The sequence below is a fragment of the Rhodococcus sp. 05-2255-1e genome, assembly GCF_002259025.1.
GTDB classification, from domain to species: Bacteria; Actinomycetota; Actinomycetes; order Mycobacteriales; family Mycobacteriaceae; genus Rhodococcoides; species Rhodococcoides fascians.
In genome coordinates this window covers 1-3861 of the sequence record NZ_NOZE01000008.1, presented here as the reverse complement: position 1 = coordinate 3861, position 3861 = coordinate 1, and the positions used below count along the sequence as shown (strand labels likewise).

Sequence of the window (3861 nt, the reverse complement as noted above, 5' to 3'; positions counted from 1 at the left end):
CGTTATCTTCTTCCCAGCCCCTGACCATCGGGGGCGGGTCGACCGATCCGGTATGGCTTACAGGCCACCGGCCGACTTCAGGTCTCGGCGAGTGATGCCGCCGGATCGGTAGGCACCGATTCACCGCTGATAGAGGCATGGCTACAACGACGGGTCTGCATAACGTGGGTGACGGGAACGGTGCCACGACCACCACAAACCGAAGGTAGGGAGACGTTGAACAACAGCAGCTACCAGGTGTTCTGCGGCATCGACGTCGGCAAGACCAGCCACTACGCGGTCGCGCTGAACCGAGACGGCGAACGCCTCACAGGGAGTGAGGTACACCAAGACGAGGCCGCGATGCGGCGACTGTTCACTGACTTGACCCGTCACGGGAAGATACTGGTCATCGTCGACCAACCCCGCAACATCGGCGCACTGCCCGTGGCGGTGGCTCGTGACTGCGGCATCGACGTCGCCTACCTACCGGGACTGAGGATGCGACGAATCGCCGACCTGTACCCAGGCAACGGAAAGACCGACGCTAAAGACGCGTTCATCATCGCCGACGCTGCCCGCACGCTCCCGGACACACTGCTGCCGATTGGCGAAAATAGTGACCTCGTGGAAGGTCTCCGCGTGTTGGCTGGCTTCGACGCCGATCTTGCCGTCGACGAGAATCGGCTGATCAACCGACTGCGCTCGGTCCTGTTGTCGGTGCACCCGGCGCTCGAACGCGCTATCGGCGCGCAGCTGCACCGCCCGATCGGACCAGGACTGCTCGCGAAGTTCGGCGGACCGGTGGGTTTCTCGGCTGCACCGCGGCGCGACATCGATTCGCACGCGCAAGTTCTTGCACCACGGTTATGGAACAAGATCGTCGACAGCATCATTGGCGCACTCACCGAACAGACCGTGAGTGTGCCCGGTGCAGCACAGGCTGATGTCGTCATCAAACACCTTGCAGGGCAGCTTCTGGACGTCCGCGTCGCGCGCCGAGACCTGGCCGCGCACTTCGAGCAGGCCCTGACCGAACACCCGGCAGGCGCGATCCTGTCCTCGCTACCCGGTGTGGGCGTGCGGACCGGGGTGACGATGCTCGTCGAGATCACTGACATCGGCCGATTCCGGGACGCAGGTGCGCTCGCGGTCTACGCCGGGGTAGCGCCGCGGACACACCGCTCCGGAACGTCCATCAAAGGCGAGCATCGACAACACAGTGGTAACTCCAGACTCAAACGCGCCATGTATCTTTCAGCGTTCGCCGCTCTGAAAGACCCTGTCTCCCGGACCTACTACGACCGCAAGCGAGCCGAAGGTAAAAACCACCGATCAGCCCTCATCTGCCTTGCTCGACGCCGCAGCAATGTCCTGCACGCCATGCTGACAAGCGGAACCGAGTACCGACCGTCGCAGCAACGAGGCGCGGAAGCGATCGCTGCCTAACGAGACACGTCGGGCTAGGGCGTGTTTGTAAATACCTGTGGAGGGTCGGCGCGAGGCCGCTGTCAGACTGGCGACATGTCGATCACACTCGTCCCGATCACTCTTCAACGGTTTCCCTCATGGCTGAAACGGAGCCAGGGCGAGTACGAGACGGACCTGATCGCTACAGGTGAGACGTCACGCGCCGCTGAAGAGCACTCCAGTGATGCCCTCGAGCGTGCTTTCCCAGCGGGTGCTCCCACCCCGGGTAACACTGTGTTCGACCTCGTCGACGACACCGGCCAGATCGTCGGGTACCTCTGGATTGGCCGCGACAACTCGGACGACGCCAGCTCGTGGTGGGTGTGGGATGTCGTAGTCGAGCCAGAGCATCGAGGCCAGGGCTATGGGCGAGCAGCGATGCAGCTCGCCGAAGACCATGCACGGGCGGAGGGCGCGCGGACGCTGGGACTGAGCGTGTTCGGTTTCAATGCGGTCGCGCGCGGGATGTACGAGTCAGCCGGTTATGAAACCACAAGTGTGAAGATGCGCAAGCGGCTTTGAACCCCCTTAATCCTTGCGCCCTGGGCTGGTCGTGAGCCTGTGGAGGGTGGCGGCGAGGCAGAGACCGGCGCGGTGGGGTGCGAGCGGTCTTGCTCGCCTGCGCAGCAACGTCTCTACGCCATGCTGAAAAGCAATACGACTTTTCACCCCTGCCCGGCAACTAGAAGCCGCATTACCCGCGGCCTGAGCGGCAAGCCGGCACTTGGTGTGGACAGCTCGGCTGCAATGAGCGTCTGTTCGAGAGGTGCAGCGATAGTCATCAGGTCGACGACACCGGGGGTCGTGCTGTGGGGACGGGGAAGTCGGCGTACCCCTCGACCAGGGAAGTGCCTTCGTCGTGTCAGCGCCAGGCTAAGGTCACCCGTTGTGTGCGCGCATTCACAGGTCGAATTGCTGTCGACAGCGGATGAGGCCGACATGGCTGCTGTGGCGCGTCTGCTGAGTCAGGTTTCGCTCACTGCCACGGTCGATCGCGAGCGACTTGGCGAGGTCCTCAGACATGACGCGACTGAGTTGTTGGTTGTGCGGGTGGATGGGCAGATTGCTGCAATGGCGACATTTGTAACGGTCCCATTGCTGTCTGGCTTACGTGGCCATGTCGAGGACGTCGTAGTCGATTCAGAGGCGCGCGGTCGGGGTTTCGCGAGGTTGCTCCTGGAACGGATCACTGAGTTGGCAACCGAGAGAGGTTTCCGCACGGTTGATCTGACCTCCCGGTCGTCTCGGGTATCGGCATTGCGGCTCTACGAGTCGGTTGGCTTTGTTCGTCGGGACACGAACGTGCTGCGATTCGTTCCGGCGGGTTCTCAGTAGATGATCATCGGGCCATACGTGCCGCCTCAAGCGGTATCTTGCAATCAGTCACCGCGGACATAAGCGTGAGGCAGGGCTGCCGCCGACAGGTGAAGTCCACCAGACATGTTGTGCGAAATCGTGTCTGGGTAGATTATGCGGAGACCTGAGCGATGGAGTTCGATAGTTCGTGTCACTGCGCCGCCGTCATATACCTGTGCGGTCACGGTTCGCCCTCTCGGCGCAAACCATCGGACATTTAGGCGGCGATGTCCACTCCATGTACTCCCCTGTGGTTGCTAACCCTTGCGTGGCACCAGTAGCCGAGGCCGTGTGGATAACGACCGCTATCTGGTTGCGTCACTTACCGTGGTGCACGGCGCGAAGTTGGTAGCAGCAGCAAGTTAGTTCGCTGGCCAATTCGCTCCATAGCGAGTGGAGACCGCCTCGTGGTCGCGGTAGAGCTGCTTGCGTTTACGTGTCGAAAGCCTGTCGCCGAACACTGTGCCGTTGATGTGGTCGGTCTCATGCTGAAAGCAGCGTCCGAGGGTGCCGCCGGCAGTCAGTTCGAGCGGATCACCGTACTGGTCCTGGCCGAGGCAGGTGGAGAATTCGGGCCTGGCGAGATCGCTACACGCGCCGGGTAGTGACAGGCATCCTTCCCCGAACTCGATGAGCCGTCTGTTATTTCGTTCTGGTAGTTCAACGATCGGGTTGCAGACCACGCCCGTCTGCCGTCGCCCCGTCTCGTCGCCGCAGTCGTAGATGAACACCGCCAGATCGACGCCGATCTGTTGTGCAGCCAGACCGGCTCCATCAGCGGCAGTGTTGGTCGCGAACATATCTGCCAGTAGTTCCTGTAGCTCTAAGCCGAAATCAGTTACTGGTCGGGCTGGGGTGTGAAGAACTGAAGTGCCCCAACGGATTATCGGTCGTGCAGTGCCGAGACGAATGAGCTCAGAGACAGGCATGGCACTTATTGTCCCACGTCGACGTCTGAGCGGGGGGCGATGTGGGACCTCGGATGTGCTCGCCAACGCGCGCCTGTCTCGCGAACGTTTTCGCAGTTACGTGTTGCGAAGTTGATAGAAGCACTCG

General features: G+C 61.7%; 4 protein-coding genes. 3 read left to right on the top strand and 1 reads right to left on the bottom strand.

Annotated elements, in window-relative coordinates:
* Nucleotides 1–216 precede the first annotated feature (216 nt).
* From CH262_RS03330 to CH262_RS28395, 3 genes are all read left to right on the top strand, one after another.
* Nucleotides 217–1428: an IS110 family transposase gene (locus tag CH262_RS03330; protein ID WP_094716903.1), complete on the top strand. Its 1212-nt coding sequence runs from the start codon at nt 217–219 to the stop codon at nt 1426–1428.
* Between the two features lie 75 nt (nt 1429–1503).
* The gene (locus tag CH262_RS03325; RefSeq protein WP_094716902.1) at nt 1504–1971 is read left to right on the top strand and encodes a GNAT family N-acetyltransferase; all 468 of its coding nucleotides are present in this window, start codon (nt 1504–1506) and stop codon (nt 1969–1971) included.
* A 120-nt stretch (nt 1972–2091) separates the two neighbouring features.
* Complete coding sequence (locus tag CH262_RS28395) at nt 2092–2784, top strand: GNAT family N-acetyltransferase (protein WP_373453761.1); 693 nt, start codon at nt 2092–2094, stop codon at nt 2782–2784.
* A gap of 383 nt (nt 2785–3167) precedes the next feature.
* Here the strand turns inward: CH262_RS28395 and def are convergent, their stop codons facing one another.
* Nucleotides 3168–3734 carry a peptide deformylase gene (gene def / locus CH262_RS03315; protein ID WP_094716901.1) on the bottom strand — a complete coding sequence of 189 codons (567 nt, stop codon included), beginning with the start codon at nt 3732–3734 and terminating at the stop codon, nt 3168–3170.
* Between the last annotated feature and the right edge of the window lie 127 nt (nt 3735–3861).